Source organism: Ruegeria sp. H8 (assembly GCF_056532905.1).
The window spans coordinates 80,934-100,470 of sequence record NZ_JBQFNY010000006.1 but is presented as its reverse complement, the minus strand read 5'-3'; the positions used below and the strand labels follow the sequence as shown (position 1 = coordinate 100,470).

General features: G+C 55.7%; 18 protein-coding genes. 12 read left to right on the top strand and 6 right to left on the bottom strand.

All coding sequences use genetic code 11. The features are described 5' to 3' along the window. Positions 1–22: 22 nt before the first annotated feature. Positions 23–994 (bottom strand): FecR family protein, encoded by a 972-nt coding sequence (locus ACR0A2_RS14990; protein WP_480835820.1) that lies wholly within the window; start codon positions 992–994, stop codon positions 23–25. Positions 995–1,504: 510 nt separating this feature from the next. Here ACR0A2_RS14990 and ACR0A2_RS14985 point away from each other — a divergent pair. The 8 genes from ACR0A2_RS14985 to ACR0A2_RS14950 all read left to right on the top strand — a co-directional run bounded on the left by ACR0A2_RS14985 (position 1,505) and on the right by ACR0A2_RS14950 (position 8,576). Beyond that, positions 1,505–1,933, top strand: a complete 429-nt coding sequence (locus ACR0A2_RS14985) for a hypothetical protein (RefSeq protein WP_152460518.1) — start codon at positions 1,505–1,507, stop codon at positions 1,931–1,933. Beyond that, positions 1,930–2,595: a MotA/TolQ/ExbB proton channel family protein gene (locus ACR0A2_RS14980; protein ID WP_480835818.1), complete on the top strand. Its 666-nt coding sequence runs from the start codon at positions 1,930–1,932 to the stop codon at positions 2,593–2,595. The genes ACR0A2_RS14985 and ACR0A2_RS14980 overlap by 4 nt, the downstream gene beginning before the upstream one ends. A gap of 31 nt (positions 2,596–2,626) precedes the next feature. Next, entirely contained in the window at positions 2,627–2,953 is a 327-nt protein-coding gene (locus ACR0A2_RS14975; RefSeq protein WP_480835816.1) for an ExbD/TolR family protein, read from the top strand. 4 nt (positions 2,954–2,957) lie between these two features. Beyond that, entirely contained in the window at positions 2,958–3,335 is a 378-nt protein-coding gene (locus ACR0A2_RS14970; protein ID WP_480835815.1) for an ExbD/TolR family protein, read from the top strand. Continuing rightward, positions 3,332–4,480, top strand: a complete 1,149-nt coding sequence (locus ACR0A2_RS14965; protein ID WP_480835813.1) for an energy transducer TonB family protein — start codon at positions 3,332–3,334, stop codon at positions 4,478–4,480. The genes ACR0A2_RS14970 and ACR0A2_RS14965 overlap by 4 nt, the downstream gene beginning before the upstream one ends. 235 nt (positions 4,481–4,715) lie before the next feature. Further along, positions 4,716–6,602: a DUF3604 domain-containing protein gene (locus tag ACR0A2_RS14960; protein WP_480835812.1), complete on the top strand. Its 1,887-nt coding sequence runs from the start codon at positions 4,716–4,718 to the stop codon at positions 6,600–6,602. Positions 6,603–6,759: 157 nt separating this feature from the next. Further along, positions 6,760–7,590, top strand: coding sequence for a peptidyl-prolyl cis-trans isomerase (locus ACR0A2_RS14955; RefSeq protein ID WP_480835810.1), 831 nt, complete (start codon positions 6,760–6,762; stop codon positions 7,588–7,590). Next, positions 7,587–8,576 (top strand): HupE/UreJ family protein, encoded by a 990-nt coding sequence (locus tag ACR0A2_RS14950; protein ID WP_480835808.1) that lies wholly within the window; start codon positions 7,587–7,589, stop codon positions 8,574–8,576. Before ACR0A2_RS14955 ends, ACR0A2_RS14950 begins: the two co-directional genes overlap by 4 nt. Before the next feature lie 160 nt (positions 8,577–8,736). Here ACR0A2_RS14950 and ACR0A2_RS14945 read toward each other — a convergent pair whose 3' ends face one another. Next, positions 8,737–9,651 (bottom strand): AraC family transcriptional regulator, encoded by a 915-nt coding sequence (locus ACR0A2_RS14945; RefSeq protein WP_480835806.1) that lies wholly within the window; start codon positions 9,649–9,651, stop codon positions 8,737–8,739. 90 nt (positions 9,652–9,741) lie between these two features. Between ACR0A2_RS14945 and ACR0A2_RS14940 the strand changes: the two genes are divergently transcribed. The 4 genes from ACR0A2_RS14940 (at position 9,742) to ACR0A2_RS14925 (ending at position 13,649) form a co-directional block, all read left to right on the top strand. Continuing rightward, positions 9,742–9,963 carry a hypothetical protein gene (locus ACR0A2_RS14940; RefSeq protein ID WP_152460509.1) on the top strand — a complete coding sequence of 74 codons (222 nt, stop codon included), beginning with the start codon at positions 9,742–9,744 and terminating at the stop codon, positions 9,961–9,963. Positions 9,964–9,967: 4 nt separating this feature from the next. Further along, entirely contained in the window at positions 9,968–11,632 is a 1,665-nt protein-coding gene (locus ACR0A2_RS14935) for a sulfatase-like hydrolase/transferase (RefSeq protein ID WP_480835804.1), read from the top strand. Positions 11,633–11,775: 143 nt separating this feature from the next. After that, the gene (locus tag ACR0A2_RS14930) at positions 11,776–12,885 is read left to right on the top strand and encodes an HlyD family secretion protein (protein ID WP_480835802.1); all 1,110 of its coding nucleotides are present in this window, start codon (positions 11,776–11,778) and stop codon (positions 12,883–12,885) included. A gap of 17 nt (positions 12,886–12,902) precedes the next feature. Beyond that, complete coding sequence (locus ACR0A2_RS14925) at positions 12,903–13,649, top strand: outer membrane protein (protein WP_480835800.1); 747 nt, start codon at positions 12,903–12,905, stop codon at positions 13,647–13,649. 258 nt (positions 13,650–13,907) lie between these two features. On the opposite strand, the gene ACR0A2_RS14920 is transcribed toward ACR0A2_RS14925, so the two are convergent. From ACR0A2_RS14920 to ACR0A2_RS14905, 4 genes are all read right to left on the bottom strand, one after another. Next, entirely contained in the window at positions 13,908–14,978 is a 1,071-nt protein-coding gene (locus ACR0A2_RS14920) for a DUF2793 domain-containing protein (protein WP_480835798.1), read from the bottom strand. 170 nt (positions 14,979–15,148) lie between these two features. Then, on the bottom strand, positions 15,149–16,588 hold the full coding sequence (locus ACR0A2_RS14915; protein WP_152460505.1) for a mannose-1-phosphate guanylyltransferase/mannose-6-phosphate isomerase: 1,440 nt from the start codon (positions 16,586–16,588) through the stop codon (positions 15,149–15,151). Positions 16,589–16,657: 69 nt separating this feature from the next. Then, positions 16,658–17,551, bottom strand: a complete 894-nt coding sequence (gene galU / locus ACR0A2_RS14910) for a UTP--glucose-1-phosphate uridylyltransferase GalU (RefSeq protein WP_152460504.1) — start codon at positions 17,549–17,551, stop codon at positions 16,658–16,660. A 660-nt stretch (positions 17,552–18,211) separates the two neighbouring features. Beyond that, positions 18,212–19,447, bottom strand: coding sequence for a lytic murein transglycosylase (locus ACR0A2_RS14905; RefSeq protein WP_480835946.1), 1,236 nt, complete (start codon positions 19,445–19,447; stop codon positions 18,212–18,214). Between the last annotated feature and the right edge of the window lie 90 nt (positions 19,448–19,537).

Sequence of the window (19,537 nt, the reverse complement as noted above, 5' to 3'; positions counted from 1 at the left end):
TTCAACAGCAATTCCCGAGCAATTACGGATCAGTTTCTTCCCGCTCTGGTTCGTCCCGATCGGGCTCCTCAGGTTCCGGTTCCTCCCGTTCGGGTTCCTCATGTTCAGGTTCTTCCGGTTCAGGTTCTTCCTGCTCCGGTTCTTCTCTGTCGGGCTCTTCCTGCTCTGGTTCTTCGCGTTCGGGTTCTGCATGGTCCGGCTCTTCTCTTTCCGGTTCATTGTTCGCGGAAGGCGAAGGGCCAGTGACCGTATTCTGCGCTTCGCGTTGCTGAGGAGGGTCCCCACGGGCTTCCGACCGGTCTGTCTCGATGCGCCGTATGGGCGCTCCATCACCTGAGCACCCTTCAACGCGTACCTGCAAAGGGGGCAGCAGCCCTTCCTGGGATTGAACGAATGGAAACCCGCTTTTCAGCGCTTGTTCGTATTGTGCCTGATCGGCAGGCCGTCCTACTCCTCCGTCTCCGCTTGTTGCGAACATGCTACATTGACGCCCCGAAGATCTGCACGCGCCCTGACTGCCGCACATGCGGACCGTACCTTGCAGGACAAGCATCGCGCTTTGTTTTTCCGACACGATCCACATGTCGAAGGTGGTTCCGCGAACGGCCATTGTCGCCGACGGAGTCCTGATCGAGTAGGCTCTCTTTCGGCTTTTTCCGGAAATAAACCGAAAACTGCCACCCAAAGCCTGAACGGCAAAGCTCTTGGCTTTGCGGTTATTTCGCAACATGGACACATCCAGAACCATGCGTGCGTTGGGGCCAATGGCAATCTTGGTGTCATCCACAAAAACGATTTGGATTACGCCAGTCTGATCAGTGCTGAGCGCGTCGCCGGACGCAACCTGCATTCCTGAATAAACGGGTTGTGCTTTTCCCGCGCGAACGACTTGGGCGCCTTGTTTGACGCTGATGATTTTTCCAATGTTGGCGATCGTCTGCGACGGTATGGTCACGACGACGCAAAGAACCAGAATAATCTTTAACAACGACAAACTCGCACCCCTTCCCCCAACGGGTTTTGACGCACGGAAACCGCGCGGTGCTCGACGCTTGCCTCTTAAAAAACACATTATTATCATTCATATGCATTAAAAACGTAGACAAATATGCATTATTTTACGCGCTCTTAGCAAGAATTATGTGAAATCGACGTTCCAAATCCGCTTTGGGGGCGCTTCTGTGCAGCTTTGATCGGGCGCAGTTTCTAACCTTTTGTTGCGGGCCAAGCACCTGTTTGGAAAACAGTGCGACTTTTCAAATTAGATCCGACATCAACTTGCTGGTTGTCCGGATGCGCGGAACAGCTTTGTGCACAGTTGAAATTCTGATTGCGCACCGTATGTCTTGCCGTGAACGTACGTATATCAACACGCGCTGACGACCCTTTTACTTTGCCACCCTTCGCGGCTCTTTAATGTAACATGTCCCTCGGGTAGAAACGCAGATGGGCAAGCTGACGGTCGCTGCCCGATTGTTCCAGCGCTGCAACACGGAGTCTGTTCATGCTGTTTCGTCGCATTATGGTCGCGGCCATGTTTTCTGGCTGTTTGCTGTCCACAGCGTCTGCACAATCCGATTCCGCTGCACGGCTCTTTGTGGAGCTGAACTCGGCCGAGGATGTCGCCAGCGCGTGCAGGTTGACGTTTCTGGTCAAGAATGAAACCGGGCAGCCGATCGACGGTGCCGTGTTCGAAACCGTCATTTTCGACACCGAAGGTGGTGTTTTGAACCTTTCTCTGTTCGATTTTCGCGATCTGCCCGCCGACCGGCCCCGGGTGCGCCAGTTCGACCTTCCCAACAGAACATGTGACACAGTTGGACAAGCCTTGATTAACGGCGCGAACTCCTGCGTCGTGGATGGTACCGAAAGTGACATATGCGACAGCACCCTCACGCTGAGCAGCAGGGTGGAAATGGAGTTGTTGGGATGAGTCCTATAGCCGCACTTCGTGAGATTTTTGACCTCGGCGGGCCGGTGGTGGCGATATTGATCGCCATGTCGGTTTTGACGCTGGCTGTCACCCTCTACAAACTCTGGCAATTTGCAGCCTGCGGTGTCGGGCGGCACAAGGTGCTGTCTGAAGCTCTGGCGGCCTGGGATGCAGGAGATCACAGTGCCGCGCGCGCAAGGCTGGCGGACAGTAGCAGCTATCTTGCCCCTATTGTGGGCGCGGCGATGAACGCATCTGGCGTTGCGGGGGCCGATGACCGGCTGGATGCCGAAGCGGGTTTGGCGCTTGCCGGGCTGGAACGTGGGTTTCGCTTGCTGGACACCGTGGCGCAGTTGGCGCCTTTGCTTGGTCTTTTTGGTACGGTTCTGGGTATGATCAGTGCATTCCAAAGCTTGCAAACCGCCGGATCATCGGTTGATCCGTCACTTTTGGCCGGCGGGATCTGGGTGGCCCTGATCACCACGGCTGTGGGGCTGGCTGTTGCGATGCCAACGTCGATGGTTTTATCCTGGCTTGAAAGCCGAACCGCACGCGAGCGTGTTTTTGCGGACAAGGCTTTGCGTACGGTTCTGGTTCCCGGTCATTCCATCCAAAGCACAGAGGCGGCGGCACAGGTCCCGGTTGCCCCAGAACATGCGTAACACTGCGCCTTTTGTGCGGCGGCGCATGTCGATGACACCCCTTATCGACGTGATCTTTCTGCTTTTGCTGTTTTTCATGCTGTCCTCAACGTTTTCGCGATTCAGCGAGATCGAGTTGAGCAGCGCCGCCACAGGCGGGAATGCCGACGCTACGCCACCCGAACGCCTTTTCGTGCAACTTGGCCCCACACGCGTTGTCCTGAACGGTCAACCGCTGTCGCTTGAGGAACTGTTCGATCAGGTCCAAACCGGTCAGGTGCTGGTAAGCCTTGATCCCGGGACAACCGCGCAACGTCTTGTGGACCTGCTTGTCCCTTTGCGCGGGCGCGAAGGTTTGACAGTCAGGGTGTTGGAGTGAGGCAATGATCCGTTACATCCGTGCCGGTCGAAATCGCGATTCCACCATTCCGCTGATCAACGTCGTCTTTCTGATCCTGATCTTTTTTCTGATTGCGGGTACGATTGCACCGCCATTGGATCCCGATCTGGATCTGGTGAATACAGCGGATCTTGACGGCCGCGAGCCGCCGGATGCGCTTGTTCTTCATCGGGACGGGACATTGAGTTTTCGGGGCAATCCGATCGAGGCAGAAGCTTTCATGGCCGCGCATGACTCGGGGCCCGTGCGGATCGTTCCGGACAGGAATGCGCCGGCCTCTCGATTGATGGAGATCACCAGCAATTTGCGCCGGTTGGGTGCGCCAACCGTTTTTCTGGTGACCGAACAGGCCCTCGAATGATCAGGCGGTCCGTTTTTGTTGCAATCATTGCAATTTCGATTTCCGTACTGGTGCATCTGATCGGCCTGATTGCCACGGTGCCAGAGTTGTCAGATCCGGCTTCCGATGAACCCGGTACCGACACGATCGAACTCAGCAACGCGTTCGAAGAGTTGGCCGATACCACGATCGAACCCGTGCCGCCCGCGCCGGATGAACCGCCAACCCCTCCGGTGGAACCGCCAACCCAGCCGCAGGAGGCAGAAGTTCCGACAAGTGATGCCCGCGTGGCCTCGCCGAATCCGCAAGAGACGTTCACGCCCGATACCGGGGATTCAACGATTATCCAGCCGAGGGCGCCGGATGAGGTTGTCGTGGACCCTGTAGACCAGAACCTGGAGGACGAAGGCGAAGCCGCCGAAGCTGAAGGCGCTGTGTCGGCAAGGCCCGAAGCGTTGGCCGAAACACCCGAGGTGCCGAAGGAAGAGGCGGTTGCTCCGGTTGAGCCTTCTTCTGCCGAAGAACCGGTGTCCGAGGAACAGCAACAGATTGCCGCGTTACCGGTCGAGGTGGCTCCTATTGTTCCGGAAAACACGTCCCCACTTGAACCTGTAATACCAGAAGAAGCGTCGGAACCTCTGGATGACGACGCCGAACTGACCGTACCCGATGCAAGCGTGGACGGATCCGAACAGGCCGTGGCCACGTCATTGCGGCCTCGCCTTCCAGACCGACGCCCGCAACCCACCCTGCGGGGTGCGTTGGATCCGTCAAGCAACTTTGATGCTCTGAGATTTCCGGAACAGACGATTGAATCACCTCTGGCGACGTATCAAAGAGAGGGTGTCGACGCCTTCCGACAAAACCGGGGCGGCACCCGTTCAGGCGGGCGGGGGCCGGGAAATTCGGACACCACGAACTATGCGGGTCAGGTTCTTGTTCATCTGAACAGGGCGCCAATCGTTTACGTTGCCGGTCGTGGCTATGCGCGGGTGTTTTTCCAGATTGACCCGGATGGTTCATTGGCTTGGGTTGATGTCGTCGAAAGCTCTGGCTCGCCGGAAATAGAGCGCGCAGCCAAAGAACAGGTTCGAACCGCCGCACCTTTCCCGCGCCCGCCTGGGGGCGTCAGCCGGAAGCTTTCATTTTACTATCAGATAAGATGATCCGACGGGTCTTGTCAGGTGAACACGATTAGCGATCACCCTGAGGGCTTTCGCCGAATTCCCTGATTGCGCGGGTTTGCAGCTCTCAGATTAAAAAAACCCTTTGGCCAATAGAATGTGATATGAGAAAATGGGAATATAATAATGGCGCGATGAAATTCGCCCTCACAGCTGAGTATTCCTGAACTGGGAGGTCACTTTGTTTCGGAAATCTGCTTGCATAATCTCACTCGTATTGGTCCCTGCTGTTGTTGGTGCCGACGCCGTACCCAGCGAAGATGCTGCCGAGGGATTGTTTTCTGATCAGCCCTATTCCCCCTACGCCCAACGCACATTTCCTGAACGCCCACTATGGGGAGACACTCACCTTCACACCGGGCTTTCGCTGGATGCGGGTGCTTTCGGGAACACCTTGCTGCCGGATGAGGCGTGGCGTTTCGCCAAGGGTGAGCAGGTCATTTCTTCAACAGGTCAGCCTGTAAGACTGTCACGACCATTGGATTGGATGGTTCTCACGGATCACACGGACCTGATGGGGTTCGCGCCGGATTTGCAGGCTGGCAAGCCGGGCGTTCTTTCTGATCCCAAAGGACTGGAGTGGTACGAGGGGTACAAGGCCGGCGGGGAAGAAGCCGGTAAAGCGGCTTTCGACATCATCACCAATTTTTCGCAAATGACACTGCCGGAAATCCTGCTGGAATCCTACAGCCCCGGTGCCGATGCGTTTGCCTTTACCTGGGAAAGCATCGTTCTGGCGGCAGAGCGGCACAATGACCCCGGCACCTTTACCGCTTTCATCGGTTTTGAATGGACCTCGGTACCGAAAGGGTTCAACTTGCACCGCAATGTCATGCTGCGCGATGGGCCAATCAGGGCGCTTCAAATGGTGCCGCCGGTCACGCAACCGCCCTACGGTGATACGGATCCAAAGGCGCTTTATGCCTGGCTTGAAGAGTATCAGGAAAAAACGGGGGGGCGTGCAGTTGCCTTTGCCCATAACGGGAACCTGTCGAATGGGTGGATGTTCCCAACCGAAGACACCTATCACGGCGGCAAGGTTGACGAGGAATATGTCGCGGCCCGCGCAAAATGGGAACCCCATTACGAAGTCACCCAGATAAAGGGCGACGGTGAAGCGCATCCTTTCCTGAGCCCGGATGATGAGTTTGCCGATTACGAGAACTGGGACGTCGGCAATCTGGACATAACCGAGTTGAAAACCGATGACATGCTGGCCGGAGAGTACGCCCGAGAGGCATTGAAACGCGGGTTGATGCTGGAAGAAAAGTTTGGCGTGAATCCCTATAAATTCGGCATGGGGGGTGCGACGGACAGCCATACGTCTCTGGCTACGGCCGAAGAAGACAATTTCTTTGGAAAATCCGTCAGCGTCGAGCCCTCAGCTTCGCGTATCAAACATCCGTTCATAGCCAATGACCTTGGTGAAATTCCCGGCGATTTGCTTGTCGCCTCCGGATACACGGCCGTCTGGGCTACCGAGAATACACGCGCGGCGATCTTTGACGCGTTCAAGCGCCGCGAAACCTATGCAACGACCGGGCCAAGGATCGGCCTGCGGTTCTTTGGCGGATGGGATTTCAGTGAAGCAGATGTTGAAACCCGTTTCTTGGCCAATGTTGGCTATACCAAAGGCGTGCCAATGGGTTCGGACCTGCGCCCGCGCGAGGGTGAGGCTGCGCCAAGCTTCCTGATCGCCGCTTTGCGCGACCCGGTTGGTGCCAATCTGGACCGTGTTCAGGTGATAAAGGGATGGCTTGATTCTGAAGGTGCCTTGCAGGAAAAGGTCTACGACGTCGCATGGTCGGATAACCGCGAGGTCGATCAAAACGGCAAAGTCCCTGCGGTTGGAAACACGGTGGACGTGGAGACTGCCAGCTGGACCAACACAATCGGAACGGCCGAACTTGTCACCGTATGGTCAGACCCGGATTTCGATCCGAATGCGCGTGCGTTTTACTACGTCCGCGCCATCGAAATTCCAACGCCGCGTTGGATCCTGTACGACAAGTTGAGATACGGTATCGAATTGCCCGAGGATGCAGTGCTTACGCATCAGGAACGCGCCTATTCGTCCCCGATCTGGTACACCCCGGCAGAGTGATCCGTTCTGCGATTGGAACACAAGCCGAGTCAATGACCTTACCTCGGTGCGTCCTCCGCGTTACTGTAACACGCGGAGGGCATCGTCATGCAAAACCCGACCCGATGACGCCAACATTTGAACAAACAATCTGGCCACGTTTCACGCAGGAGGCTTGATGCGAGTACTGAAAGAACCTTTGCTCCATTTTTTTTTGATTGGGGCGGCAATTTTTGTTTGGTTCCATATTGCAGCACCGGAAAGCGAGAGCGTTGAAGATTTTGAGAAAATAACACTCGACGAGAATGACGTTGCGCTTTTGTCCGCTCGTTTCGAAGCGCAATGGAAACGCCCTCCAAGCGATGCGGAACTGAAGGCTTTGGTCGACGCATCCATTCGTGAAGAGGTTCTGGTCAGGGAGGCAAGGCAACTTGGTCTGGATCGCGGAGATCCCTTGATAAGGACCCGGCTGAGTCAAAAAATGGATTATCTGACCGAAGCCATTGCCACTTCCATCGTTCCGAATGACGAAGATCTGGAGGTTTTTCTTCAGGAAAACGCGGAACGCTATGCAACGCCTGTTTTGGTGGCTTTTAATCAGGTCTTTCTTGGAGAGGAGCCCGGAGAGGCCGAAATCGAGAAAGCCCTGGCCAGCCTGCGCGCCAAGCAGGACATTTCCGATCTGGGCGGTTCGACCTTGCTGCCGGCGTCAATGCCTTTGTCCGCGACGCGGGTTGTCGAGTCGGTCTTTGGAGGAGGGTTTTCGAAAAGCATCACAGAGGTCGAAACAGGTCAGTGGACGGGTCCGATCCGGTCAGGTTACGGTATCCACCTTGTCGAGGTCGTTGCTGTCGAGCCCAGCCGAACACCGCCACTTGCTGAAATTCACAATACGGTGCTGCGGGACTGGCGCCGCGAGATGAGTGAAGATCTGGCGCAAGCGCAATATCAGTCTCTGGCCGAAAAATACGAGATTGTGGCCCCCGATCTTTCAGGCCCGGCCAAATGAGAGCTTTGATCTGCTTCCTGTTTGCGCTGCTGTTTGTGTGGCCTGCAAATTTCGCTGCTGCGCACGCGCTTGATCCGGGATATCTGGAAATTCGTCAAATTGCCTCTGACACTTGGAGCGTTCATTGGCGAAAGCCCGACGTGAATGGCCAACCGATGGCGATTGACGCAGTTTTGCCAGATGGCTGCACACCGGCGCGTGGCCCGGATCCCATTTCCGACGGTCGAGGGTGGGTTTCGTCCTGGGTCGTCGAATGCCAGGCGGGTATCGCGGGCCAACCCATTGCCATTGAGGGCCTTGAGACTCAGAGAAACGACGTGCTGGCGCGTATGCATCCCGTTGATGCTCAACCTACTACGCTTCGTTTTACACCGGATATCAATGTCCAAATCATACCTTCTGAACAGTCGACATGGTCAGTGTTTGCCGCATATTCCCGGTTGGGGTTTGAACACATATTGGAAGGTTGGGATCACCTTCTGTTTGTCTTCGCGCTGTTTGTTCTGGTCCGCGATCCATGGAAACTTGTCGGAGCAGTAACTGCGTTCACACTTGCGCATTCAATAACCCTGGCGCTGGCAACGATGGGCGTTTTGAATGTTCCCGGACCACCGGTCGAGGCCGTTATCGCACTGTCCATCGTTTTTCTGGCGACGGAGATCGTCAAAGGCGGCGAAGGACGGTTCCGGCTTTCAAAACAGAAACCATGGATCGTTTGCTTCGGGTTCGGGCTTTTGCACGGCCTTGGTTTTGCAGGGGCATTGGCTGATATCGGGTTGCCTCCTGACGATATTCCCGCGGCATTGCTGGCCTTCAACCTCGGTGTCGAAGCCGGGCAGCTGAGTTTTATTGCTGCCTTGGCTCTTCTGATGGCGACCTGGCGGCTGATCGCGCTTCCGGTTGGCAAACATGCCACTGTCTTGACCGCGTATGGGATCGGCTCAGTGTCAATGTACTGGCTGATAGAACGCGTAAGCGGTTTTTGAACTGCAGCAAAGTTGCGAGTTGAGCAAGATTTTGTGAATCATGACGGCGCATGTGCCTGAAATGGAATGCGGCCCGAGCCTGACCTGCTGAGCTTTTGCGCCGTTTCGGATTTGCTTCGATGAAAGGCCATGGTCATAAACAGCACAAAGCCAAGTGTTTTCAATCGACAGTGGCCGATGGCAATTCGCCGAAACACTTTTTGTAATCTTGTGAGAACTGCCCGATATGCCAAAAGCCATATCGGTTTGCGGCGTCAGAAATTGACAGATCTTTGCCTTGCTCTGCAAGCAGGCTTCGAACCCTGTTAAGGCGGAGCCTTGTGTAATAGGCCTTTGGGCCGATACCGAATTTTTCGTTGAACGCGCGTTCCAATGTGCGCAATGACACACTGATATCCCCGCAGATCTCGCTGATGGGGACGTTTTCGTCCGGGGTCGCCGTCATCCGATCAATGGCCGCAGCAAGTGCCAGAGCTTTTCGGTTTATCCGCGGCTCCCTGCGATCCGCCCCGCCCCCCAAAGCGATCCGCAGTATCTCTTCGATCAAATGGGTTTCGCCCTGTTCTGACGAATTTGGGTTCGCCAACAAAGTCTGAATGTCGTTCAAAAGCGCAGCCGAGCGATCAGGTGGCGTTGCAGGCAACAAAAATGCCCCGAATTCTGTATCAGAGACTGCGATCCCCATCTTCTCGCCTATTTTCACCGCATTCTCAGTTTCAACGGTCATCGTATATCCGCCGAACCCGCTGTCGCTGATACAGTCGAACTCATCGCCGCTGCCGAAGGACAGAAACGGTGGCGTTTCGATGCTGGTACCGTTCCAGTCCGTCAGTCTTGAATGGGTAGGGATGCCAAATGTGATGTGCCCCTTTGGAGACGCGCCGATCTGGTGCACACGCCGCGAGAAACCAAACTTCATAACGGAAATCAGTGGGCCGGATCTGACCTTGAAACCCGCCTGCATTTCGCCATCTTCGATCTGACGGAAATCCATATCCCATTTGGATATTGCGGCGATTTGGTTCGGATCACGGAAAGTGGCCGCAAAAAACCGGGGCGCTTTGGGCGGGGCCAAGTCTGGTTTTGTCGATTTTTTGATGCGGTGCAAAATATCTCCCCTGTAGTTTGCATGAAAAGCTTAGTCGAAACATAGGAATATGTTCAAATGAAATTGCCAGATCCGCTTGCCGCGCCCAAACGTGGTCGCCCTCCGCTTCCGAAAGCAGAAGTGCGGTCGGAACGGATCGTGACCCTTCTTACACCCTCACAGCGTCACAGGCTTACGCGTCTTGCGGATTTGACCGGTCAGACACTTTCCAGTGTCGCCCACGATCTTATCGCACAGGGTCTGGAGCGAGAAGAAAACCCAAGGAAAAAGGAAACCTAAAGAAATGGATCTAAAGTTGTTTTTGCTGGGTTCTCTGGCGATCAGCGCACCTGCCTACGCGCAGGATGCACCCATTGCGCATGATTCCGAGTTTTATATCCTACAGGCCCAGAACAAGGTTGCCTGGGAACAGGACGATACAGCCGTTGATCAGGCTCTCGCGGCATTTCGAGACGAGAACGGTGGCAACCCCCCGAACATCATCAGTATTTTGGTCGATGACATCGGTTTTGGGGATATGGGTATCCCGGAATTGAACGCGGTACGCGGTATCAGCACCCCGAACATCAACGATTTTTCCGACGAAGCGATGCGCATGGTGCGCATGTATACCGAGCCATCCTGCACCCCGACACGTGTGGCCCAGACGACTGGTCGTCTGCCGGTTCGGATCGGAATGGGTGATACGACCGTCGACATCGCCGGTTTCGGTTTGCCCGGAGAAGAAGTGACGCTTGCCGAGGTTCTGAAGGCCGAAGGATATGCAACCTCGCATGTCGGAAAGTGGCACATGGGTGACATTGCCGAGAGTTGGGCAATGAACCAGGGGTTCGACTATGCGCAGCACGCCGTTCATCAACAGGGCCAGTTGACGATTTTCAATGACGATGCAATCCGCGAGCAGGTTTCGGTTGGTATCGCAGATTTTGTCGACGATTACACGATCGACGACTGGTTCCGCCCCGATGCATCGGCCATGGCCACGGTGATCGAAGGAAATGCCGGCGGACCTGTTCGTGAGATCCGAATGGAGCCGGGTGAGCGTTGGAACGCAGCCAAATATGATGAGATGAACCAAGCATTTCAGGACAAAACCCTGAGTGAACTGGAACGCTTGGCCGGCGGTACTGAGCCTTTCTTCCTACAGTATTGGCCGATGATCCCGCTGGACAACACGCGGGCTGGGCGTGACGGGCCGGAAAGCGTCAATGGAGGTCTGTACGCCGACAAACTGCAAGAGCTGGATACATATTTGGGCGAAATCTTTACGCGCATGGACGAGCTTGGCGTGGCAGAAAATACGATTGTGGTGTTGATGGGCGACAACGGCCATTTCACCAAGTATTCACCGGCATCCGGTTTTACGCCAATGGTCTTTCGCGGAGGCAAAGGCGATACGACCGAGGGCGGGGTTCGCGTGGACGCTTTCATAAGGTGGCCGGGTCTGATTGAACCAGACAGCATGATCAACAACATTATTCATGTGTCTGATCTTTATACGACGCTGGCTAGATTCGGCGGCGCGGTTCAGCATATTCCCCGAGACCGGTTGATTGATGGCGTGGATCAATCTGCCTCGATCCTGTTTCAAGATGAAAGCAAAGGTCGGCGTGATCACGTGATCATCTATTCGGTGAGTACCCCAAAGGCGGTCGTCAAGGACAAGCTGAAGCTCAACCTGCCCGGGCCGGGTCAAAACGCGATTATTGCAGATTTCTTTGATGTGATGCGCGACACGCATGAAAAGTACCCGGTTTCGACCGAAGTTGGTGCTTGGGGCGGGCAGGAGTTCGTCCGCATTCTGGGACGCCACATGGCGAGAAAAGAGCTTTTCCCCGACACTGGCCCCGCCACAGGTACGCCGTATGAAGGAATTGAAAACCTGCGGCCGGAAACGCAACAGGCAGTCGAGGCTTTCATGGTCAAACGATCTGCGGCGCAACAATGAAACAAGGCCGCGCGCGTCAACAGAAATGCGCGGCCGCGAAATCGACACGCAAATAGGGCAAGCATTGGCGTACTTCTTAGCCGCATCCGAAACCAATATTGCGCCCCGCTGGTATCAGCAGCTTTGCGCAATGGAGTAAACATATGCTTATTGTCTTAGGTCTCTATTTCGGAGTGATCTGGGTGGTGTTTTCCAAGCTGGAGCTGCTTCCATGGAACCGGTTCTGGAAATCTGTCGTCTATGGGGGTGCCGCAATCATTGCTCTGGTTGTAATCGGTGCCCTCAACCACACCACACCGACAGGGCCTGTTTCGGTGCAGGGCGTTGCCACCAACATTGCCCCCAATGTGTCAGGTACTGTTGTTGACGTTTCGGTTCGCCCCAACGAGCGGGTTGCGAAAGGGGATCCGCTGTTCCGGATTGACGATACACCCTTTCGGATCGAAGTCGCCCGGCTGACAGCCAGTCTTGAAACTGCGCGTTCTGCGGCAGATCAGTTACAGTCCGACCTGGCAGCGGCGGAAGCCGACATTGAATCCCTCTCCGCGCAATTGACCTTTGGCGTCCAGCGCCGTGACGACATTGTCGATCTTGAGAAGCGGGGGGCATCGACGACCTTCCAGTTGCAGGAAGCCGTGTCTGCCATCGATCAATTGTCCGCAAGCCTGCGCGCGGCCGAGGCGCGCAAAGCCGGTCTGGAGCGGCGGATTGCCGCCAAGATCGACGGCATTGATGCCGGCGTGGTCGAGGCTGAGCAGGCTTTGGCGCAGGCCTTTTGGAATTTGGAGCAAACAGTCGTGCGCGCGCCGGAAGACGGCTTTGTCACCGCCGTTTCTCTGCGTCCCGGAAATCGTGTATCTATCGCACAGGGGGCGATCTCTTTTGTTGTCCCCGATGACCGCCATCTGATCGCAAGTTTGCCCCAATCAAGTCGCATGAACGTTTCCGTCGGCGACCAGATCCGCCTTGCGCTGCGAATCCAGCCGGGCGGCGAAATAACTGGGACCGTCATATCGTTGCCCGTAGGAACGGCAGAGGGCGTTGTTGACTCGCGCACGGGCCTTCCTTCACTGCGCGATCTGGCTGGCGTGTCCAGCTATCCGGTGCTGATCGAAGTTCCGGACCAGATCAATATCGAAGATTTTCCATTCGGGACTTCTGGCACGGCACTGGTAATTACGGACAAGGCGGGCGCAATCGGTGTGTTGGCTGAAATCCTGTTTTGGATCACCAAAAAGCTGAATTACATCTGAAATATTGGAGGGACGAGATGAAAACAGAACTGGCAATGAAAGGCGCGGGTTTGGCCTTGGTTGCGGCGTTTGGCACAACCGCTTCCGCGCAGCAAAGCGATTGGTCCTATGAAGCGACGATTTACCTTTTCATGCCTGAAACGGAAACGTCTATCGAAACCCCGTCTGGGACATTGGACGGCACGTTGAGTTTCTCTGACGCTCTGAGCAACCTGGATTTCGCCTTTATGGGCGCGTTTGCGGCATCCAATGGGCGTTGGAGCCTGCTGGCGGACTACAATTATACAAATTTATCCTTCAGCAACAGTGGTGCCGATCCGTCTGGATCCACTCTCGATACATCATTCACCACCCAGTTCCTCAGTGGGTACGTGGCCTATCGGGTCTATGAAGATCCTTCCGTTCAACTGGACATTGCCGGTGGTTTCAGATGGTTCAGCACCGAAACCAATTTCACACTAACGTCCGGTTCGGCACCTGGGCGCACGACCGTTGTTGACGACGATTGGGTAGACCCGGTCATTGGCGCAAGAATACGTTACGTTTTTTCCGACAAATGGACGGGAACCGGGTTCATTGATTATGGTGGCTTCCGCAGTGACAGCGAAACGTGGCAGGTTCTGTTGACGGCAGATTATGCCATCAATGACAGATGGGTGATCCGTGGCGGATATCGCTATATCGCCTTCGACCATGAGATCAGCGGCAATGATTTCGAGTTCCATCAATCCGGGCCGGTGATCGGGGCGACCTACCGATTCTGATTGATTGTAAACGAATATTGTCTTCGGCTTCGACTTGGCACGAGAAGTCGGACGGGCAGATCGCGCATGTTTGGTCGGTGCAAACCTCCTTATTACAAGTTGTTTGCTGCGTTCCGCGAGCAGGAGTTCCAGCAACCATCCTGCTTTTCGGCGTGATGAAGGGCTGCAAATCTGGTGGCGCGGGTAAAAGCGGAGCGGGTCGCAACCGATCTGCTGCCGGATTGGCCGCCTGATCCGGTATCCAGGCGGCCCTGCCTGTCAGAACCAGCGACCAATTGCTGTGACGGATGGCGCCAAGGCTGCCGCATCCGAGATCGCCGAGAAGACAATGAATGTCGATTGGGACGACGAAGGTGTATCAAACCCGGTAAAACGGGTTGCAACGCCTCCGGTACCGTTCAGGTTCGGGGGCGTCGAAAAGTCAGCCGGAAAATCCCAGGTAATTGGGCCGCTTTTGAAAAGAGCACCCTCAGCAGTCGTGCAAGCCACGGGCGCAAGCATGGCCGTACAGATCTGAGTGCCGTCGGCAAACCGCACATAATCTCCGTTGGCGTTGCTGCCGCGCTCAATGACAGCGCCGGTCGGAACACCCGCGTTTTCCGTCACTGTTCCAAGAAGGTTTCCAGGGCCGTATCCATAGTCGGCGCGCATCAGTCGGCCCGAAGTCGTATCGCTGGCATCGGCCTGAACAGCTGCGCCCGACACGGTTCCGGCCACAGGATCAAAGGTCATCGCTTCAGTCCAGTTGCCGCCGTCAGGAGACACTTTGATGGAAAATCCGGTTGTGCCAGACAGTCCCATTTCCGCGTGACCCGTCCAGTTCGATTGGAACAACAGCGACGCGTTATCACCTGCGCTGGCTTTGTTGATCTTCAGCTGATGCCCGCCGCCTTCGTGGCTCAGCAAGGTCGCCGGGCTGCGAACGGACAAACGGTTTGTACTGTCTGAATTGGCCGCAACCCCGACTCCGTCCAGGTTCTGAGTACTGACAGGCAGGGGGGCCCAGGCTGTTCCTGTCCAGTATTTCAGATCTCCGGCCGCTTCATCCCAAGCGCGCCAGCCAATGTCGGGGGTCACGAAATGCCAGGCGTTGTCCAGCCAGGCGGCAAGTTCACCGGCATGTCCTGTCCAGTCCCCGGTCGGGTTGGCTCCAAGGGCATGAACTTCGCCTTGCTCGGGGACAACAGGAGGTGTCCCGGAATCTGTTGACCGTACCGAGAGTTGCACGACCAGATCGAGCTGTCTCAGGGCTTCGTTGTGGGTAACGTGTTTTTGCGCTTGTGCCGGTTGCAGCAAAGGCAGGTTCAATCGGGGGGATGTTTGTGACACGGGGGGTCCTCCTGTGGCGTCGGTCCGAAGCTTCGGTTGCGCGCTACCCTGCCGCAAAGCGCGTCAATCCTGTCTGACCGGGCCGACCGCCCAGGGAAGATTTTGGTAAGATTCTGATGTCTGCGGGGAACCCGCCGATGGATGTTCCCGTGCAGAGCAGTGCCCGAAACTCAATCGCGGGCGTAGATGTCGTCGTATCGGATGATGTCGTCTTCACCCAGATAGGTGCCAGTCTGAACTTCGATCAAAACCATGGGAACTTTCCCGGGGTTTTCCATTCGGTGTGTCGCTCCCAGTGGGATATAGACGGATTGGTTTTCGGTTACCAAACGTTCCTGATCATCGATGGTGACCTTGGCCGTGCCTTCAACCACGATCCAATGCTCGGAACGATGATGGTGAGATTGCAGGCTGAGCGACGCGCCAGGATGCACATGGATGCGTTTGACCTGAAACCTGTCTCCGATCACAAGGCTTTCGAACCAGCCCCACGGACGATGATCCACCGGCAGGGATTCTGCCTGCTTCGCCCCCTTGGCCTTTAGCGCTGCAACGGCCTGTTTCACGTCCTGGGCCTTGTCCATGCTCGCGACCAGAACCGCATCGGGCATCGCAATGGCGATTACGTTTTCAAGACCCATTGCCACGACTTCCTGCGCCGGCGACTCGGACCGTATCAGCGCATTGCGGCAGTCGATTGCTGTTACTTCTCCGTTGGTCGCCACACCGTCTTCATCGGGGTTCGACAGCTCTTGAACCGCGGTCCAGCTTCCGACATCGGACCAGCCAGCGGAATAAGGCACCACGCTCAGGTTCAGGGCTTTTTCCATCACTGCATAGTCTATTGAAATGTCTTCCACACCCGCCCATGCCGCTGGGTCCAGTCGAAGAAATCCCAAATCCGTTTTTGCCTCGGCAACGGCCTTTTGAACCAGCGGGATCAGTTCGCTCGCGTGCTGTTCAAAAGCTGCCAGGATATCGCGAACTGCAAACAGGAAGATCCCCGAGTTCCAAAGATAGCTGCCATCCGACAGCATCGCCTCGGCCGTTTTGCGGTCAGGTTTTTCCACAAAACGATCCAATGGGACAGCCTCATGGGTCGTATCCGGCGGATGGCGGAGTTTGAGATAGCCGTATCCGGTTTCCGGGTGCGTCGGAGTGATGCCGAAAGTTACCAGATCGCGCCGTTCACTTATTGCCCGTACGCCTTCGGCAACGGCTTGATGAAAGGCGTCCATGTCCGGAACCACGTGATCAGACGGCGCCACCAGCATGATGCCATCGGGATCTCGCGCCGCCAGATACAAGGCTGCGGCAAGAACAGCGGGGGCGGTGTTTCGACCTTCGGGCTCGATCAGAATTGGCCCGGGGTCAATTCCGACGGCCATCAATTGTTCCGGGACAATAAAGCGAAAAGCCTCGTTGGTCAGAACAAGTGGCTTTGCATACGGGGCCTGCGAAGGGCCGAGCATCCGTTCCGCGCAATTCTGCAACAGGCTTGTTTCGCCGACCAGAGGAACGAATTGCTTGGGATAGCTTTTGCGTGACAGGGGCCACAAACGTGTTCCCGAACCTCCGCAAAGAATGACGGGGTAGACTGTATTGGTCATGCACGTGCCTTCGAATTGCGGGTGACTGACAGTATTGCCATGTTTTTAGTCAAGTAAAACAATCTGTGGCTACTGAGCAGCTTTCCCCGTGGCGACAATGTCATTCAGATATTGGCTCAGATCATCGCGCAGGTCTTCGCGGGCAAGAGCAAAAGCAACGGTGGCTTGCAGAAAGCCTGATTTTGAACCGCAATCAAAACGCTGACCGTCGAATTTATAGCCGTAGGCCGGCACTCCCGCGGCAATGTCCTGGGCGATGGCGTCGGTCAGCTGGATTTCGCCGCCGCTTCCGGCTTTTTTTGCGTTGAGGTTGTTCAAAACGGACGGCCGAAGCACATACCGACCGATGACCGCCAGATTGGATGGTGCTTCCGATGGGTCAGGCTTTTCAACCATTCCTCGGGTAGGGACGACAGACCCGATATTGTCGCCAACATCGAGCACGCCGTAGGAACTTGTCTTTTCTTTTGGAACTTCCATCGCCGCGACCATGTTGCCACCGGTGTCTTCGTAGGCCTCGATCATCTGTTGCAGACAGGGTTTGTCGGCGGCGATGACGTCGTCAGGCAGCATGACGGCAAATGGTTCATCGCCGATCAGCCGTCGGGCGCACCAGACCGCGTGTCCCAGCCCCAGAGCTTTGTGCTGGCGGATATAAGCTATCGCGCCGCTTTCCATATTCGTTTTGTTCAGCACATCCAGAAGTTTGTTTTTGCCTTTGGCTTTCAGCTCCTGCTCCAGCACCAGGTTGTGGTCGAAATAATCTTCCAGCGCGGATTTGCCGCGTGACGTTACAAAAATAAACTCCTTGATCCCGGCGGCACGGGCCTCGTCAATTGCGTATTGCACCAATGGACGATCCACCAGCGTCATGATCTCTTTCGGAACGGATTTGGTTGCTGGCAAAAAACGCGTTCCCATGCCCGCTACTGGAAAAACCGCTTTGGTAACTTTGCGTGTCATGGTGCCTCTCAATTATCAAGTTTTGCCAGCAGAGCAGGAAATGTCCGGAATGTCCTCATAGGCTGCAATACCCTGTCAATCAATGATGCCTGATGGATCAGGCTGCTATCAGTCAAATCGTGCCACCTTGCCAAGAAGGAGTCAAAAGCCCGGTCTGATGCGGTATCAATACAATACTTGTGCACAAGGTGCTTGGATCATTGGCTGACTGCACGGCTTAGAGCGGGACACATCACCGCCGGTCCATTACGAAAAATTCATAGGCTTGTTCTTCGCGGCTTGTCTTGCAGCTCATGGCGTTCCCTGAACCGACCCGACCGGGTTGCCGCGCCGCGTATCATGTTATTTTTGCGTGGTTTTCCGACGCGGAAAACCGCAACCCGCCCAAAGTCGCCCACAACCCTCTTTTCGGAAGCAAACGGCTTGAAGGACAAGCCGCGTCAAAGGGTGCAGACGGACAGAGTATCTTCCTTGGCAAAAGGGCGGCTGACCGCCTTGTTCAACGCATCCGAGTTTTTGATTTGCCCTTTCAAATTCTGTTCTCGAATGGGCAACAATTGTCACGCGGTTCCATAGATAGGTTCTGGGAACGCCTGATTGTTGCACATTGGATCGATGAGCAGGCCGGATGTCAGAGTCGGCTGGACACCTTGGTTTGCCTCACGGGGCCAGGCTTGTTTTCATCAGCGCATCCGGAAAGCAGGTCTGTTCGATGCCCACGGTCTCTTGCCATCGACCTATCGAACGACGCGTTTTGAACCCCGGCAGTCCATCGACTCCTCCGACATCATGTCCTTTTTGTTCCAACGCCTGCTGCATCTTGGCAATATCGGATCTGTACAGCCCGCCGACCTTTCCCCAAGCGCCATTGAAATCGCCGATTCCGTATTGAATACGATCGCCAACATGGCCGACAAACAAGGCATACAGGTCGCTTTTGTTGTATTCCTTTAGAACGTAGAAGTTTGGCGTAACCAGAAAAGCCGGACCATGTCGTCCTGCGGGCATCATCAAATACCCGTCACCACGCAGCTCATGGGCCGGAAAGGGGTTGCCCGAGACGCGACGTACCCCCATCTCAACCCAGTCCTGAATAGGTCGCCCCTGATCAGGGCCTTCCAAAGCGCAAGAGACATTTTGGGGTACGAAAACCTCGAATCCCCAGTCCCGTGCAGGAACCCAGCCGTGCTTCATGAGGTAGTTTCCGATTGAAGCAATCGTATCTTCGGGTGACCCCCAAATATCAGCCGCCCCGTCGCCGTTGCCGTCGACAGCATAAGACCAGTAGTTGGACGGCATGAACTGAGGCTGACCCAAAGCGCCAGCCCAACTGCTTTTCATTTGCCGGGCGGGCTGGTGCCCTGCCTCTGCGATTTGCAGGGCGGCAACAAGTTCGGTTGTGAAATAGTCTGCACGGGTGCTCATAAAGGCCTTGGTCGACAGTACCCTGAAAGCATCATGCCGGATCGGAACCTGTCCGTATCCGCTCTCTCTTCCCCAGATCGCCAGAATAATGCGGGCAGGAACGCCGGTTTCGGCTTCGACCGCCGCCAGAGTTGCGGTATGGCGCCGTGCTATTCTACGTCCTGCCGATGTTGCGCCTTGTACCGACCCCAGATTGAAATAGCGACCGGGTGAGCCAAACTCGGCCTGTTTCTGGACCTTGGGAGTTATGCGCGTGCTTCCCGGTGGCACCAGATCCGGCAATTTCCAGTCAAGGGTCACGTCAGAGAGGGCTTGTTGCATCGTCTCGCGTGTCACACCTTTGGCCTTTGCCCGGGGCCAAACGGTTTCCTGCAACCACGACTGAAACTGGCGTTCGATCGCCGCACGATCCTGCGCCAACGAGGGCTGAAAGAGCAGGATCAACCCGAAGGAGAATACCAGAATACGCATCTTCATTTTGTCTGTCCCGGTTGGGATTGCAAGTCAATGGGAAGATACCGCGCATCCTTGGTTCTATATACCCGAAGTTGAATCGGGTTA